A 15,540-nucleotide genomic window follows, 5' to 3' on the forward strand; every position below is an offset into this window, starting at 1 on the left:
TCTGTCCGCAATTTCGTTCCTTTGAACTCTCCGGCAACGGGTGCGGCTTCTTCCGCCGCCGCCATCCCGCAGAGGCTGCCCTGCGAGATGGAAGCGGCGAGGGGCATCATGCCTATTGTTTGCCGCCGGTCGAGAGCTTGTCCATCACCTCGTCGAGATTGAAGCTTGCCGGCTTCTGGCGGATCGGGAACTCCCTGAAGCTTTCCAGCCACTTGGCGACCAGCGCCTGCGAGGGCACGAGGATGAAGGCGCGCTCTGCCATCCAGCGGTCGTATTCGAAGGATTCCGGGCCGCGCTCGAAGGGGTCGGCGCGGATGTTGATGATCCAGGGGACGCGAAGGCTGGTGAATTCGCGCTGCCAGACGCCGATGCCGGTGTGTTCCTGGATCTTGAAGTTGACCTTCCAGTCCTGCACCCGGATCGCCACCAGTTCGCCGTCATCGTTCCAGTAGAGGAATTCGCGCCGGGGCGAATCCATCACTTCGCCGCGGAAGAAGGGCATCAGGTTGAAGCCGTCGAGGTGGACCTTGAACGTCTTGCTGCCGGCCTCATAGCCGGTGAGGCACTTCGCCACGATATCCGGCTCGCCCGCGGCGGCGCAGAAGGTCGGGATCAGGTCGTAATGCGAGAACATGTCATTATAGACCGTGTTCGGCTTGATGACGCCCGGCCAGCGGATCAGCATCGGAACGCGATATCCCCCTTCCCAGTTGGTGGCCTTCTCGCCGCGGAACGGTGTCGTACCGCCATCCGGCCAGCTCATCACTTCGGCGCCGTTGTCGGTCGTGTAGATGACGATGGTGTTTTCGAGAACGCCAAGATCCTCGAGCTTCTTGAGCAGCTCGCCGACATGGCCGTCATGCTCCACCATACCGTCGGGGTAGAGACCCTTGCCGGTCTTGCCTTGAGACTCTGCCTTCAGGTGCGTGAAGATATGCATGCGGGTCGAGTTGAAATAGCAGAACCACGGCTTCTGGGCATTGTGCTGGCGGTCGATGAAATCGAGGGCGGCCGCCAGGAACTCGCTGTCGACCGTTTCCATGCGCTTCTTCGTCAGCGCGCCGGTATCCTCGATCCGGCCATCGGCATAGGAGTGGATGACGCCGCGCGGGCCGAAGCGCTTGGCAAATTCCGGGCTCTTCGGATAATCGGGATTTTCCGGCTCCTCCTCGGCATTGAGGTGGTAAAGGTTGCCGAAGAACTCGTCGAAGCCGTGGGCGGTCGGCAGGAACTCGTCCTTGTCGCCCAGGTGGTTCTTGCCGAACTGGCCGGTGGCATAGCCCTGCGCCTTGAGCAGTTCGGCAACGGTCGGGTCTTCCGGCTGCAGGCCGAGATCGGCGCCGGGCAGGCCGACTTTCGTCAGGCCGGTGCGGATCGGCGACTGGCCGGTGATGAAGGCGGCGCGCCCGGCGGTGCAGCTCTGCTCGCCATACCAATCGGTGAAGAGAGCACCCTCATTGCCGATGCGGTCGATGTTGGGCGTGCGATAGCCCATCATGCCGCGGTGATAGATGCTCGGATTGAGCCAGCCGATATCGTCGCCCATGATCATCAGGATGTTCGGCTTGCCGCCGCCGGCGGCAGGCGCTGCTGATTGCTGCGCGTGCGCCGCGGGGGCGGAGACGGTCAGCGCCGCTGCGGCCAATGCACTGCCACCAAGCAGCAGGTCGCGGCGGCTGACACTCAAAAGCGGTTCGTTCTGAGGCTGTCCGTTCTGTTCGGGTTGATCGGATATTGGATGCTTGCTCATGGCATGTCGCTCCATATCGCCAGTGGATCGGGACCTTTGTGCCGCGTCATTGCTGCGATCGGGCCTGCGATCGGATCGAGCCGAGGGCAAATCATGCGGCACGTGAAAGCGCTGCAGCGGCCGTTGACGTCCGTCCGGACAGACGGCGCTGCCATGAAACACAATCGGTGGACGCATGACTGTGCGCCCGGCAGAGGCAGGCGGCAAGAGCGTAACAGTTACGCAGTGGCTTGCTTTGCCCGGGGCCGCGTGGCATTCGGCTTGGACTGACGTAACGTCAGGCCCCGGACGCAACGTGCGAAGAGCCCAAAAAGCCCGAAAAACGCACGGATTTAGGTCAATAATATTGACATAAATTAGCCATCGTGGTCCTGTCGCTTCGCCGTCCAGAGCGTCGCGCTCTCAAGTGGGATCGCTTGAAGTGGAAAGATGCTCTAGAACGAAAATGCCCGAGCGTCCTTTGTGCGTTCACCTGAAAGCACGGCGCTCTACAACGACGCGGGAGAAAGCGGAGAACCGCTTTCCGCACCAATAATCTCTGAGGAAACACCCCATGCTGGATTGGGAACACATCTTCGCGACGCGCTCGAGCCGGATGCGCGCCTCGGAAATCCGCGAACTTTTGAAGCTGCTCGATCGTCCTGACATCATCTCGTTTGCCGGCGGCATTCCCGACCCCGCGCTGTTTCCGGATGCGGAATTCAAGGACGCCTATGCGGAGATCTTCGCAGGCCCGGCCGTTGGCGCGGCGCTGCAGTATTCGGTCAGCGAAGGCTACAAGCCACTGCGCGAATGGCTCGCCAAGCAGATGGAAAAAATCGGCATTCCCGCAGGCGCCGACAACATCTTCATCACTTCGGGTTCGCAGCAAGGCCTCGATTATCTCGGCAAGCTGTTCCTGTCGCCGAACGATACCGCACTCGTCACCTGGCCGACCTATCTCGGTGCGCTGCAGGCCTTCAACGCCTATGAGCCGACCTACGACCAGCTGAACCCGAACGGCAACCGCACGCCGGAAGCCTACCGCCAGGCGGCAGGCGAAGCGGGCGGCCGCGTCAAGTTCGCCTATCTGTCGGCCGATTTCGCCAACCCGACCGGCGAGACCGTCGACCGGGCCGGCCGCGAGCGCGTGCTGGCGCTTGCCGAAGACCTCGACATCGCCGTCATCGAAGACGCGGCCTACCAGTCGCTGCGCTACGACGGCGAGCCGGTGCCGCCGATCCTGGCGCTCGAAATCGCGCGCAAGGGCGACATCAACAACACCCGCACGATCTATTGCGGCTCGTTCTCGAAGACGCTGGCCCCGGGCCTTCGCGTCGGCTGGGTCTGCGCCTCGGAAAAGGTGATCCGCAAACTGGTGCTTCTGAAGCAGGCGGCCGATCTCCATTCCTCGACGATCAACCAGATGGCGATCTGCACGGTTGCCGAGCGCGGCTTCGACCAGCAGGTGGCCAAGATCCACCGGGTCTACAAGCAGCGCCGCAACGCCATGCTGGCGGCGCTCGAAAAGTACATGCCCGAGGGTGTTTCCTGGACGAAGCCGGAAGGCGGCATGTTCGTCTGGGTGACGCTGCCGAAGGGCATGGATGGTGCGGCACTGCTGGCGAAATCGATCGAGACGGTGAAGGTCGCCTTCGTGCCCGGCCGCGCCTTCTTTGCCGACGGCTCGGGCGAAAATACGCTGCGCGTCTCCTTCTCCTGCGCCAACGACCAGATGATCGACGAGGGCATTCGGCGCCTCGGCGATCTCGTCCGCGGCGAAGCGGCGGCGCTGGCTGCCTGAGACGCCAAGCTTCCGGTTCAGAAAAAGAACGCGTCCGCTACGGCGGGCGCGTTTTTCTTTTGGCTGGCGCCACCACGAAGATGTGATCAGGATGACGCATTGATCGGTGCAGGCCCTTCCGGTAGACAGAAGGCGTGACATGACCGGGCGTATCCCGGCCACGTAAGCGTTAACGTCACTCAACGCGTATGATCGAACGGCTTGAAGCGGCTTCGATCTGCGCGACTGTGTCCTGCGGATCGAGGTTTTCGAGCCCCCTAAGGGATGCAAATGGACAATCCTCTCAACTATTCCAACCTTGCTGCGCCGCGCATCGAGCGTGTTCGCCATGAGCTCAGGCGGCGGTCTCTCGTCGTCTCCGGCATCGAGCGTATTACGCCCGGCATGCTGAGGATCACGCTTTCCGGTGAAGATCTCGCGGACTTCGTCAGCCTCGGGGCGGACGACCACATCAAGATCTTCGTGCCCGGCGCCGATGGCACCGTGGAGCACCGGGACTATACGCCCCGGCGCTACGACAACGACGCACGCATCCTGGCGCTCGATTTCGCGCTGCATGAGGCAGGACCCGTGACCGCCTGGGCGATGAACGCTGCGGTCGGCGATCACCTCGAAATCGGCGGCCCGCGCGGTTCGGCGGTCGTCTCTGGAGATTTCCGGCGCTGGCTGCTGATCGGCGACGAAACGGCGCTGCCGGCCATCGGGCGGCGGATCGAAGAGACGCCTGATGGCCACGAGATCACCAGCATCGCCGCTGTCACCGGGCCGGACGAACGGCAGGTCTTCCGCACCGAAGCGGCGCTCACGACCCATTGGGCCTATCGCCCGCTCGATAGGGCGAGCGACCCTTCGGCGTTGCTCTCGGTCGTGCGTTCGCTGAAGCTCGAGCCCGGCACCTTCGTCTGGATCGCAGCCGAGGCCGCGGTGACACGGGCGATCCGCACCCACTTCGTCGAGGAGCGTGGCCTGCCGCTCACCTGGCTCAAGGCCTCCGGCTACTGGGTGAAGGGTAAGGCGGACAGCACCGAGAAGTTCGACTAGCGACCGCGAGAACGGAGGGCCACCGGTTCGAAAGATCCGCGCGGCCCTTCCGTCGCCGCGCCCCTCATGCCCGCGCCCGCCTTTCGGTGCGCTCGCCACCATTCCAACGGAACAACGCCCGCGAAAACTGTGAGCCGGGTTGGCGGCGCAATTGCCTTGTCCGGGAGAGTCAGGTCATTTCGCATTTCAATGCGGCACTGATCCGATCCGTCGGATTGCGATCGGCTGTTGCTGACTGTGGTCACTACCAGGGTAGGGCAGGCTTGGACCTCAACGACGAGACAGAGCAATCGGATCAGCCGACGCCACGCATGTATGCCTGGGCGCGCAATTCCGCGGCCTATCGGCTTCACCGCCAGATGCTGACGGAGAAGCAGCTTTTCGATGCGATCGCGCGCAAGGCGCGGGAGAAGTTCGAGGATATCGGCACCACCCAGGTGGAACTTCTGGCCGCTGCCGCCGTGACCTTCGCCTATGACAATGGCGCGCTCGACGATCAGGCCTATGCCGAGATCAAGACTCGCTCGGGCATGCGCGGCGGCAAGTCGAAGCGGGCGATCGCGCAGAAACTGTCGCAGAAGGGCATCGCGAAAACCGATGTTGCCGCGGCCGTTGCGGAGGCCGACGACCTTTATGCCGCCGTCGTTCTGGCGCGAAAGCGCGCCTTCGGCCCGTTCCGCAAGATCGATCTCGACGAGAAGCGCACGACGAAGGAGCTTTCCGCCTTTGCCCGGGCCGGTTTCAGCTTCGAGCTGGGCAAAAGGGTTTTCGCAATGTCCTTTGACGAGGCCGAGGAAATCCTGATCGCGGGCCGTTTGCTCTGACGGCAGGGCAAGGCCCGGTCGTCACCCGCGCTTCAGCGCGGGGTCGTCGAGGGTGGGATTGTAGAACAGTGAGAGCGTCAGGCTGCGGGCAATGCGCTCGGCCGTTGCCATGAACCAGGCCTTGGCTTCATGGTTGGGCGCGATGTCATCGAGGGTGGTGGAGAAAAGTTCCAGCCATTTCGGGAAGAGATCCGGCGTCATGTTGGCGACGCCGACATGGGCCTGCACCGGCTTGCCGCCATAGGCGCCGTTGCGGAAGGCGACGGCCGACCAGAAGCTCTTCATCTTTTCCATATGCTCCGGCCAGCGGCCCGAAAGCCTGGCGTCGAAGACGGGCCCAAGCTCCGGATGGGCGAGCACGCGCGCGTAGAACGTATCGACCAGATGACCGATGAAAGTCTCGTCGACGCCGATCGCCTTCATCTCGGTTTCCGCCCGTTCGCGGATCGCCGCGACATGGACGGCGCGGCCCTGCAGTTCATCGTTCATCTTATTACCCCGGCTTCGGCCCTCGGCTTTGCCGGCCTCATATAGGCGCTGTTGGCGCCGGCGCCAAAGGCCGAACCGCCGATTGCGGCAATCTGTCGTCAATGTGGGGGCGAGTGTTTGCGGTTTGGGCGTGGCCGCAGGAAGCCATCGTTCAGCGCGGCACGAATTCGACCAGCAGTGACTTCAGTTCGATTTCGCGCACACGGCGCGCTGCTTCGTCGGGACTGACCCAGGCAAGAACGCGCTCGCCGCGTTCCTTGAAATCATCCGCCACTTCATCGACTTCGATCTGAAAGATATCGACCACGCAGGGCACGACGTCGCCGTCATCGAGCGATTTCAGGTAGGTGTAGCTGCCGACCGGCTTTTTCCTGACCTTGCCGCGCACGCCGGCTTCTTGCCAGGCCTCGATTTCCGCCGCCTCGTATGGCTTCTTGCGCTTCATCGGCCATCCCTTGGGAATGACCCAGCGACCGCTCTCACGCGAAGTGACCACCAGGATTTCGATGCCGCTGCCATTTTTCGTTGGGCGGAAGCAAAGTGCGGCGATTTGCTGGCGAAACGACCCTGAAAACAGCTTCTCGGGCGATCTTGCAAGTTGTTGCAAGAGCGTTCCGGCCTTGCCGGTCTTTTGCCCGCTGTCCTTCTTGGTCGATTTCATGCGTCCCTTTTCTGTCGCGCCCTTGTTGCGAGCGCCGGCAGTTTCGCGGCGAGATACTAATGGCAACCGCTTGTTACGCGGAAGCGGTGGCGGATGGCAATCCGATGATCGGGCGTGCTTCATCCACCGAATATTTGCCGCCGCGAGGCGCGCAACTGCGCGCGCCAAGCGTCCCACTTCGTAACCGTTACGTACAACTGTCGCCGCGCTAAGGCGCCATCCCCGCCGCCGGCGACCGCTGGCGGCGGGGATGGCGCCCTTTTGGGGCCCGCATTCCATCGTCATTGCGTGGATCGCTCAATCGCCGTAGGTTCCCGCGAAAATTGCGGAACCGGGCCATGCGAATTCGACCTGCGGTCAAGGATGACCATCCGGCGCTCTGTGCGATCGACACCGTTGCGGCGGGCGACCCAACACGATGCGCTGATATCGCCGGCTGGCTGGAAAATGGCTGCTGCCATCTGGTCCAGATCGATGGCGAGGTTGCGGCCTATGGCGTGCTGACCCGCCACTTCTTTGGTCACGCCTTCATCGAGATGCTGATGGTCGGAGCCTCCCATCGCCGGCGTGGTCTCGGCGCGGCGTTGATCGGGCATTTCCAGGCGATGTGCGCCGGCTCAAAACTCTTTACCTCGACCAACATGTCCAACCGCGTCATGCAGGATCTGCTGATCAGGGCCGGTTTTCGGCCGAGTGGCTATATCGACAATCCGGACGAGAACGACCCGGAGATCGTTTTCTACAGCCCTCTCAAGCCGATCTCGAGTTAAGGAAGCGGGACACAGGCAGGACCTATGCGGCTTCGCCGAGCTGCGTAAGGTGGCCGGCAAAATCGATGCCTTTGCCGCCGGCGTTGATCGTGTCGAAATACTCATGCCAGCCGGATTGCGCGATACCCGAAACGAGCGCTTCCAGCGCCGTCGCATCCGGACAGCGCCACACCGCGAAGAAGGTCTGCGAGGCCGCGTGCAGCTTGGACTGGTCGACCTTGCCGAAGGTGATCAGCTCCACGCCGAGCGCCGTCAGCGCCGGCATGGCGGAGCCGATCGCGGTGAAGAACTGCTGGCGTCCCTGCCTTGAAAGGGCAAGCCACGCCGGCTTGGCGCTGTAAAGTTCGGTCAGGTAGTGAGGCATAGTCTGCTTTCGTGTCTGCTTGTCAGTCTGAAATCGGAGTGTTCGGTCGGAGAGCCGTTTCATGCTCCTGCAATTTCAGAGTCAACACGTTGCCTGTTGTTGGCTGTGGATGGAGATCCCGGTCGTTGACTGAAGCGGCGCGCCTGCAACCGCGCTGATGGCGCATAGCGCCGCGTGCCTTAGCTGGCGCACCTGGCCCTCCGTCATGCTCGGGCTTGACCCGAGCATCCAGAACTGTGGCCTGAGTGTTTTACGTTGCGCGCATGGATCCTCGGGTCGAGCCCGAGGATGACGGGTGGGGATGTGGCGGACTAGAGCATCCTGCCTCCAAGCCGCATCACTTGAGGGCAGAAGGACGCTCCACGGCAACAGGGCAGCAAGATTGTGTCTACCGTCCGATCATCCGCTCCTGCATCTCCTCGCCGATGAAGCAATTGTAGCCGCTGCCGGCCTGAACCGGCCGCACGGTGGCCGGCTCCATGCGACTTACCTCCAGGCCGGAGATCTCGGTGATCAGCTTGCGCAGGATGGCGCTGGCGAACTCGCCGCTATCGGACACCTTCACCAGAAACGCACCGTCGCCGCCGATCACGCATTCGCGGTAATAGGCGTCGAGGTCGGGGATGGAGGCTGAGTCCGAGGCTGCGTGTGTTTTCAGCATGATCGGCAGGCCATCGATGACGATGCCGCGGGCGACGGTGGAATTGCGGGCGACCGGCGCCGGGACGCCGGAATTGTTGGGGCCGTCGCCGGAGATATCGATGACGCGGCGGCTGCCCTCGAAGGGGCTGAAATCGAACAGCCGTCGCGTGAACGCAAGGGTGTTGGAGATCGAGGTGAAGGCGATCCGCCGGATCGGTTGCCGACGCAGGAGCTCGGAATATTGCGCCGCCGTGCCGCGACCGTCGATCAGCGTCCAGGGGGTGACCTGCACCGCCGAGCCGCCCCACTCGACATAGGTGACGGCGATGCGGCCGAGCGGGCCGTTCTCGATGGCCTCGATTAGCTCGGGCTCGAGAAAGGCGGCGACATAACCCTGCCGCTGCAGCCGCTGCTCGTCGAGGTCCATGGAGTAGGAGACGTCGACGGCGAGCACCAGTTCGAGATCGACCGATAGCGGCTTGGCGGAGGCGCTTCCGCCGAGCAGACAGGCGCAGGCAAGAAGGACCGATCTGAGCGTCATTGCAGCCGATACCGAACGCAAGCAGGAGGATCATGCTACGCCCAAACCGGCTGTCCGCAATGAGGAGCGTTGGCAGCCTGCCGAGGGCGAGGTCAGCGGCGCAGCTTTTGCAGAAGCGGTTCCAGTGCCTCGATCAACGGTTCAGGCGTCACCGGTTCGCCGCCCTCCGACCAGGCGTTCTGAAACTCTGCGATCTCCAAGCCGACGACTTTGCTCTTGGCAAGGACTTCGCAGGCCGCGCGCAAGTCGTCGAGCGACAGCCCGTCGTCATGCTGATAATCGGTCGGGACGATGCCAGGGTTCAGCACGTCGCAGTCGAGATGGATATAGACAGGCCTGCCGGCGACGGCCTCGGCAAGCTTCTGCGCAAGGTCGGCGCCGGGGCGGATATGCGGGATGTGCCCCACAGCGATGAGGCTAACTTCGAACAGATCGAGGTCGCGCTGCCCGACCAGGACGACATTGCGAACGGAGACACCGTGCCCAAGGCCGGATTTCCAGAGGCCGCACGGCCCCGAAAGCGCCAGCCCGCCGAGATAGCCGGTGCTGCTGGTATCAGGTGTGTTCAGATCGCCATGCGCGTCGAACCAGACGACGACGGCATCGTCATGGTGCCTGGCGACGGCAGGCAGGGTTGCTAGCGACACCGCGCAACGGCTCGTCGCCGCCAGCGAGAACGATCCTTCGGCGTAAACCGCGTCGAAGCGATCCTGCATGCGCCGGAGTGCCGGCATCGCGGCTTCGAGCTCGACCGTCCAATGGCCGTTCAGCGCCGGTTCCGGCTCTCCGATCACGACGGTTTCAAGACCGAGCCTTCGAGCGAGATGGGAGGCGATCGATCGGGCGCCCGGAATGGCCAGGTCATTGTGGTCGCCGGCGCGACCCTGGAAGCAGGTGAGGGCTATTGCCATCGATCACTCCAACTTACGTTCGGACCGAACGAAGCACAGGGGCAGTCGATTTGACAAGGCTGGAAGCCGAACGACGCAGGGCGGATGCGTCCGTTCGGCTTCCACCGCAGGCCCTGCGGTGGCTGCTCTCTATCCGAAAACCAGCGAGCGGTGCAGTTGCGCCCCGGCCCAGGCGCCGTCGCCGACGGCGAGCGAGACGGAGTGGGGAACGCGGCCGACGTCGCCGCAGGCATAGGCGCCGGGAATGGTCGTTTCCTTGGCGGCCGTGGCCCGGATTTGCAGCCCCATCGGTGTTTCCTCGATCTCGCAGCCGAAGCGTTCGGCGATGTCGCTGGCGGGCGTCGTGCGGGTGGCGACGAAGAGGCCGGAGAAGGGCAGGCGGCGGCCGTCTGTCAGCACCACTTCCGCGAGGCCTTCGAGCCTGACGATCGGGGTTTCGTCGATGGTGACACCGCGTTTGACGAGGTCGGCGCGGCCCTCCTTGTCGAGCGCGATGGCGCCATTGGTGAAGAAGGTCACCTTGCCCCATTCGGGAATGAGCTGCGCCTGGTGGATCGACATCGGGCTTGCCGCGATGACCGCGATCTCGCCCTCGTTGAGCTCGTAGCCGTGGCAATAGGGGCAATGGAAGGCGCTTCTGCCCCAGCGCTCGGCCAGCCCCTCGATGTCAGGCAGGCCGTCCTTGACGCCGGTTGCAAAGAGCAGGCGTCGGCCCTCGAAGGACGCACCGTCGGCGGTGGTGACGACGAAGGCGTCCTGCTTGCCGCTGGCGGTCACGGCGCGGCCCTCGATCCAGGTGAGCGTCGGATAGGCGGAGAGCTGCGCCCGCGCGGTTGCGGCGATCTCGCCGGGCGCGATGCCGTCCTGGCCGAGGAAGCCATGGGAGTGGCTGGCAAACCGGTTGCGGCGAATGCCCTCGTCGATGATAGCCACGCGCCGGCGGGCGCGCAGAAGCTGGAGGGCGGCGGCCATGCCGGCATAGCTGCCGCCTATGATGATGACGTCCTGTTGCATCGTTCAAGTCCTTTCGGTTGCGCGCGGACCAGCCCACCGGTTCACGGAACCAGCGCCTCGACCCGAGCCTTTGGGCAATAGAATTCCGGCCGGAAAACCGCGTTTTAAGCGGTTCCGGGAGCCGCTAAATGCGGTTCCGGGAATGCCGGATGTATCGGGATCGATCACGTCATAACGTGGATCGATCGGCTGCTGTCATTGCGATCGAAGCCGGTGCCGCCTTGCGAAATCCTCGGCGAGATCGGCGAGTGTCACATGCGCGAAGCGCTCGAGCAGCAGTGCCTCGGCCTCGGCAAAGGCAGTGTCGAGGGCGGCATTGACCGCCTGCTCGACGAGACATTCCGGCATTTCCTGCCGGTTGCCGATGGCAAAGATCGCGGGTTCGCCGAGCGTCTCATGCAGTTGCCGGAGCGTCACGGTCTTGAGATCGGCGGTGATCGCCCAGCCGCCCGCATGGCCGCGGGCGGAGGAAACGATGCCGGCGTCACGCAGGAAGCCCATGGTGCGGCGGACGACCACCGGATTGGTGCGCATGCAGAGCGCAAGCTCGTCCGAGGTCAAAGGTTCGCCGCGCTCGGCCATGTGGAGAAGCGCGTGCAGAACGGAGGAAAGGCGGCTGTCTTTTTTCATGTAACTTCAATTATTACGAATCGAAGCGTGATGCAAGGGGGGTGTGACGGGCAGCGGGCCTGACGGTGTGGCAAGGCGTTTCTCCAGTCCTCATTCCTGTGCTTGTCACAGGAATCCAGCCGCGCCGCGTCCGCGACGCGAGGGACTTCTTCCCACAAAGCTAGAAGGCATCGCGCCGGGACCGCCTATTACGCCGCGCCGACGCACGGCTGCTGGATCTCTGTGACGAGCACAGAGATGAGGGTGGGTGGGGCTCCCTCACTCCAAACAGCCAGAGAAACTTTGGACGCAACTGACGCCAACAACACCTCCCTCATTCCTGTGCTTGTCACAGGAATCCAGTAGCGCCGCGTCCGCGGCGCTTGGGGCTTCTCCACAAATGTGGGAGTCAGCGCCGGGGTCACATCTCGCGCCGTGCCGACGCACGGCTGCTGGATCTCTGTGACGAGCACCGAGATGAGGGTGGGTGGGGGTCTCTCGTGGCAAGCAGACAGGGCAGCGATGGGGACCATGCTGACCCCAGGCTAGGCCTAAGGCGCCAGATGGATGGCGCCATAGGGGTTGTATTTGAACTCGTCCTCGTCATAGGCATCCACGGGCAGCAGTTTGGCGCCACGGCGCGCCACGACCTTTTCGACACCCTCGGCGAAAACCTCCTCGGCAACGCTGTCGATGATCGCGCTCAGCGCCAGTTCGTCGTCGGACAGGCTTCTTGGCGCGTAGACGTCGGGGATGCCGACCAGATGGAAGCCGATGCTGTAGAGGTATTCGGCGGTGCCGACCGGCCGCTTGCCGAAGGCGAGGCGGCAGGGGCGGGCGAGGGCGGCACCCGTCCAGCCTTCCGCGTCGCGGGCAAGCTGCTGCCATCTGGCAACACCGTGCGCGACGCCGGCGCTCTCGCCCTTGGCGGCCACGATGCCGTTTTCGAGCGTATGAACGACCAGCCGAAGCGCCACGGCCGAAGTCTTGACCGTATCCTCCGCCGTCATCGGCGGGCCGAGCACATAGATGACAGAGCGATGGTCGCCGACAGCCTCTTCGTCGTCTTTAGTCCACGCACCCTTCTGCACGCGATCCCAGCAGACCTCGAAGGACATCGGCATGCGGTCATCCGGCGCGTCCTCGGAAAACGTATAGTCGATCTCGAAGCCGCGGGCGAAACTGTCGATCGCCGACTGGATCATGCCGCACAGCTCGGAGAAGGGCCGCTCTCCGCCGAGCAGGCAGAGCACGTGACGTGGTTTGACTTCGGAAAAGCTCATGGACGTGACCGCTGCCCTGATTGTTTGGTGGAGAGCTTTCGCAAGGACCACCGCAAGATGCAAGCCGTCCTGTCAGCCGAGAACCGGCCGTTGTGCCCGTGCGACGATGATGATGCCGAGAAGCGAGACGGTGAGCCCGGCGGCCATGGCCCAGGAGAGAGGCTCGGCGAACATGACGAAGGCCCAGATCATCGTCACGGGTGGGCTCAGATAGAGGATCGCGGTGACGCGGGCGGGCGAGGACTTCTTGAGCGCCAGGTAATAGAGGCTCCAGGCGCCGAAGGTGGCGATGAAGACCAGCCAGAGGATGCCGCCGACGAAACCCGGATCGAGAACAGGCAGCACGCCGCCTTCGTGCCAGGCGAAAAGGGCAAAGATCGCGGCAGCCGACAGGCACTGGATGCAAAGGCTCTGGTGCACCGGCATGGCGCCTGCCGGGCTGCGTTTCTGCAGAAGTGTGGCCAGCGCCAGCGACAGGGTGCCGAGAACAGGCAGGCCATAGGCCCAGAGCGGAACTTTGCCGAGATCGAGCGACCAGCCGGAGGCGATGAGCACGCCGGTCAGGCCGATGAGGGAGCCGAGCCATTGGCGGGCGTTGAGCGCCTGGCCGAGAATGGGCCAGGAGAGGATCGCGACCGCCAGCGGCAGCATGTCGGCGATCAGCGCCACGAGGCCGGTCGGCACGCCGTAGGAGATGGCGAGCGCAAAGCCGGCGAGATAGCCGGACATGGCGAGTGCGCCGAAGAGCATCTGCGGCGCCGCATTCTTCAGCCGGATTTTCGGCCCGATCGTCAGCGCGAAGGGCAGCAGCAACAGGCCGGAGACGAGGCTGCGCCAGAGCAGGATCAGGAAGATCGGCGCATGGTCGATGGCAAATCGGATGCCGACGAAGCCGGCGCTCCAGGAGACCACCAGCGCCGCTTCGAGCAAGATCAGAATGACGATCGCGGAGAACCGGTTTGCCTGGCGTTGGGGCAGCGCAGCAACGTCGCTCATCTCAAGGCTTCCGGCTTCAGCGGGTGTGGAGCGCCGCGTCGATCGCGGCATCGGATCGCTCAGGCTTGGCGCGGCGATGCCGCCCCGGCACCGGAACGGTCAGGACGAAGAGCGAGCCGACGATCAGGCCGATACCCACCCAGCCCTCGGCCGGCAGGCGCTCGCCGACGATGACGACCGCAAGCACGGCGGCAATGACCGGTTCGAGCAGCGACAGCGTGGTCGCCATGGTGGCCGACACGCGGGCGAGACCATAGGCGAAGAGCACATAGGCGACGAGCACCGGCACGAGCGCCATGTAGACGCCGACGGCGATGTTCGTCCACGACGCGAGCAGCGGCGCGCCGGTGAAGGCGAGCACCGGCAGGAGAGCCACGCCGCCGACGCCGAAGATCGAGCCCATGGCGGCGCGCGGCGGGATGCCCGCCTGCATCAGCCGGCGCGCTACCCAGGAATAGAGCGCATAGAGCAGGCCGGAGACGAGGCCGAGCAGAACGCCGTAAAGGACCGCCGCCGCGTCCTGAGCGTTTCCGCCGCCGTGGCCGGCGCTTTCGGAAAAAGTGAGAAGCACGGCGCCAGCAAGGCCGGCGGCAGCGCCCAGTAGCCAGCGGGTCGTGAGCTTCTGGCCGTCGAAGATGCGCTCGATCAGCGAGGCTGCCAGCGGCGCCGAGCCGATGGAGATGACGGTGCCGATGGCGACGCCGGCGAGGTGCATGGAACTGTAGAAGGCGAGTGGATAGATCGCGACCGAGAGCGAACCGAGGACCAGCATCGGCCATTGTGCAGCGATCCGGCTGCTGCTCTTGACGATCGAGTGCAGCGCCGTCAGCGCCAGGAGCAGGCCGCCGAAACCCATGGCGACGGCGCCGATGCCGAGCGGGCTGACACCTGCGGCAAAGGTGGCAGTGGTGCCGGTCGTGCCCCAGAGGGCGGAGGCGATCAGCACGCAGGCAAAGCCGACGAAAGAAACGGAATTCTGGGAGGTCATAGCTGGTCCATGATGGAGATGGCGATCCTGCGCGCGGATTTCAGCCTGATGTCGTTGCCGTCAAGGCCGGCGCGGGACATCGCGCCTTCGAGCAAGAAGGAGAGATGCTCTGCGGTTTCGTCGATCGCGGCCCCGGCGTCGGGCCGCATCTCGCTGAGATACTGCTTGAACAGCGTTTCGACCTCGTCCTTCTGCAGGGCGACGATGGCGCGGGCGGGGTCACCGACGGAAAGCTCGGCTGCGGCATTCAGCAGCCCGCAGCCGCGGAAGCCCCAGGAGTAAGCCATCTCGGCGTGGTCGACATAGCTATCGAAGATCGCCAGCACCCGGTCTCGCGGCGTTGCCGCGTGTGCCAGGCGCTCACGGTAAAGCTCCTGCCATTCCTTGTGCCGGGCCTCGATATAGGCATTCACCAGATCGGTCTTGGACGAGAAGTTGTTGTAGAGGCTCATCTTGGCGACGCCCGCATGCGCGGTGATTGCATCGATGCCGGTGGCACCGACCCCATCTCGATAGAACAATTCGGCCGCGGCCTTCAGCAGGCGCTCGCGCGCCGGCGCTTTCTCGTTCATCGCTTTCTCCAAAACGTTAGGTAGACCGATCTACCTAATTTGTCCTGATGTCAAGGGCCGGATGTAAGGGGCCGGATGCCAAGGGCGCTATGCCAAGGGCTCAATGCCAAGGCAGTGTCCGGTCTGAGGAGGAGCCGGCGATCACGGGCCTGGTTTTCTGATTTAGGTAACTGTTACGTACTTCCGCGGCGAAAAGGCGGGAGGTCTACTTCCCAGCGGTTCATCGCGGTGGAAAGATGCGGCCTGGCGTCACGCCGCATTGCGTTTCGCGCTTCAGATGGACATTGCCGAAAGTGAGGATC

The 15,540-nt window shown here is 63.9% G+C and carries 16 protein-coding genes; 4 read left to right on the forward strand and 12 right to left on the reverse strand.

Features of this window, described 5'->3' with window-relative positions; genetic code table 11:
- Nucleotides 1–112: 112 nt before the first annotated feature.
- The gene (locus ASE60_RS24290) at nt 113–1,750 is read right to left on the reverse strand and encodes an arylsulfatase (protein WP_082616045.1); all 1,638 of its coding nucleotides are present in this window, start codon (nt 1,748–1,750) and stop codon (nt 113–115) included.
- A 553-nt stretch (nt 1,751–2,303) separates the two neighbouring features.
- On the opposite strand from ASE60_RS24290, the gene ASE60_RS24295 reads away from it, so the two are divergent.
- From ASE60_RS24295 to recX, 3 genes are all read left to right on the forward strand, one after another.
- Entirely contained in the window at nt 2,304–3,533 is a 1,230-nt protein-coding gene (locus ASE60_RS24295; protein ID WP_057253767.1) for a PLP-dependent aminotransferase family protein, read from the forward strand.
- A 270-nt stretch (nt 3,534–3,803) separates the two neighbouring features.
- Nucleotides 3,804–4,574, forward strand: a complete 771-nt coding sequence (locus tag ASE60_RS24300; RefSeq protein WP_057253769.1) for a siderophore-interacting protein — start codon at nt 3,804–3,806, stop codon at nt 4,572–4,574.
- Nucleotides 4,575–4,837: 263 nt separating this feature from the next.
- Nucleotides 4,838–5,398 carry a recombination regulator RecX gene (gene recX, locus ASE60_RS24305; protein WP_256436637.1) on the forward strand — a complete coding sequence of 187 codons (561 nt, stop codon included), beginning with the start codon at nt 4,838–4,840 and terminating at the stop codon, nt 5,396–5,398.
- A gap of 21 nt (nt 5,399–5,419) precedes the next feature.
- On the opposite strand, the gene ASE60_RS24310 is transcribed toward recX, so the two are convergent.
- Both ASE60_RS24310 and ASE60_RS24315 read right to left on the reverse strand, forming a co-directional pair.
- A complete protein-coding gene (locus ASE60_RS24310; protein ID WP_057253772.1) occupies nt 5,420–5,887 on the reverse strand; it encodes a truncated hemoglobin in 468 nt (155 codons plus the stop codon).
- A gap of 151 nt (nt 5,888–6,038) precedes the next feature.
- Entirely contained in the window at nt 6,039–6,548 is a 510-nt protein-coding gene (locus ASE60_RS24315; RefSeq protein ID WP_057253774.1) for an NUDIX hydrolase, read from the reverse strand.
- A gap of 338 nt (nt 6,549–6,886) precedes the next feature.
- On the opposite strand from ASE60_RS24315, the gene ASE60_RS24320 reads away from it, so the two are divergent.
- On the forward strand, nt 6,887–7,318 hold the full coding sequence (locus ASE60_RS24320) for a GNAT family N-acetyltransferase (protein WP_057253777.1): 432 nt from the start codon (nt 6,887–6,889) through the stop codon (nt 7,316–7,318).
- 22 nt (nt 7,319–7,340) lie between these two features.
- Here ASE60_RS24320 and ASE60_RS24325 read toward each other — a convergent pair whose 3' ends face one another.
- The 9 genes from ASE60_RS24325 to ASE60_RS24370 all read right to left on the reverse strand — a co-directional run bounded on the left by ASE60_RS24325 (nt 7,341) and on the right by ASE60_RS24370 (nt 15,238).
- Entirely contained in the window at nt 7,341–7,682 is a 342-nt protein-coding gene (locus ASE60_RS24325) for a DUF6616 family protein (RefSeq protein ID WP_057253779.1), read from the reverse strand.
- Between the two features lie 388 nt (nt 7,683–8,070).
- A complete protein-coding gene (locus tag ASE60_RS24330; RefSeq protein ID WP_057253782.1) occupies nt 8,071–8,865 on the reverse strand; it encodes a DUF1194 domain-containing protein in 795 nt (264 codons plus the stop codon).
- A 92-nt stretch (nt 8,866–8,957) separates the two neighbouring features.
- Entirely contained in the window at nt 8,958–9,776 is an 819-nt protein-coding gene (locus ASE60_RS24335) for an arginase family protein (protein WP_057253784.1), read from the reverse strand.
- 129 nt (nt 9,777–9,905) lie between these two features.
- Nucleotides 9,906–10,790 carry an NAD(P)/FAD-dependent oxidoreductase gene (locus tag ASE60_RS24340; RefSeq protein WP_057253786.1) on the reverse strand — a complete coding sequence of 295 codons (885 nt, stop codon included), beginning with the start codon at nt 10,788–10,790 and terminating at the stop codon, nt 9,906–9,908.
- Nucleotides 10,791–10,985: 195 nt separating this feature from the next.
- Nucleotides 10,986–11,420 (reverse strand): Rrf2 family transcriptional regulator, encoded by a 435-nt coding sequence (locus ASE60_RS24345; protein WP_057253788.1) that lies wholly within the window; start codon nt 11,418–11,420, stop codon nt 10,986–10,988.
- A 530-nt stretch (nt 11,421–11,950) separates the two neighbouring features.
- A complete protein-coding gene (locus ASE60_RS24355; protein WP_057253792.1) occupies nt 11,951–12,682 on the reverse strand; it encodes a hypothetical protein in 732 nt (243 codons plus the stop codon).
- 72 nt (nt 12,683–12,754) lie between these two features.
- Entirely contained in the window at nt 12,755–13,678 is a 924-nt protein-coding gene (locus tag ASE60_RS24360) for a DMT family transporter (protein WP_057253794.1), read from the reverse strand.
- A gap of 16 nt (nt 13,679–13,694) precedes the next feature.
- The gene (locus ASE60_RS24365) at nt 13,695–14,666 is read right to left on the reverse strand and encodes a DMT family transporter (RefSeq protein ID WP_057253796.1); all 972 of its coding nucleotides are present in this window, start codon (nt 14,664–14,666) and stop codon (nt 13,695–13,697) included.
- Entirely contained in the window at nt 14,663–15,238 is a 576-nt protein-coding gene (locus ASE60_RS24370) for a TetR/AcrR family transcriptional regulator (RefSeq protein WP_057253798.1), read from the reverse strand. Before ASE60_RS24370 ends, ASE60_RS24365 begins: the two co-directional genes overlap by 4 nt.
- Nucleotides 15,239–15,540: the final 302 nt, after the last annotated feature.

The organism is Ensifer sp. Root278 (assembly GCF_001429285.1).
In the GTDB taxonomy this organism is placed as follows: domain Bacteria; phylum Pseudomonadota; class Alphaproteobacteria; order Rhizobiales; family Rhizobiaceae; genus Ensifer.